We start from the raw sequence: 549 nt of genomic DNA, 5'->3' as shown, positions 1-549 counted from the left end.
TGGAGGCAGCGTCGCGTGCGTGATGGCTTCGCTTCGCAGATAATCCGATAGCTTGTTACTCGCTTGACGGAGCTCATCCGCAGGCAAATGCAATGCCGCTCCCGAACCAAACGCCATAACAAGCTCCCAGGCGCTTGCATCAAAACCGAAGGAGGCGAACTGCACCACGCGGCTGTTGCAACAAACGCCAAAAAGCCCGATCTGAGCCAAGCTGAGATTGACCAAGCCGCGATGCTCGACCATGACCCCCTTGGGGGTGCCTGTGGATCCGGAGGTGTAGATCACATAGGCGAGATGGCGTGAGGTGAGGCCAAGCGCACGCGGGTCCGGATCCGACGCCGGCAGATTTGCCCATTCCGGCGTCGCCGCCAGATCCACCACCGTCAGATCGCGTAGCGCATCGGCGCCCAGCGCCGATCGCTCCGCTGCATCGGCCAGCAGCACTCGCGGCGCCGCATCGTCGAGAACCTGCCGCAGCCGCGCCGGCGGATAGGCCGGATCCAGCGGCAGGTAGGCGCCCCCCGCCTTGAGGATCGCCAAAAGCCCGAC

General features: G+C 64.1%; 1 protein-coding gene. It reads right to left on the bottom strand.

What is annotated here, in order from left to right; translation table 11 throughout:
• The coding region (locus I6F16_RS37500; RefSeq protein ID WP_225174777.1) for an AMP-binding protein at window positions 1–549 on the bottom strand (549 nt) is incomplete at both ends.

Origin of the sequence: Bradyrhizobium sp. IC4060 (assembly GCF_020193715.1) — a bacterium.
GTDB lineage: Bacteria > Pseudomonadota > Alphaproteobacteria > Rhizobiales > Xanthobacteraceae > Bradyrhizobium > Bradyrhizobium yuanmingense.
This window is presented reverse-complemented; position numbering and strand designations above follow the sequence as displayed.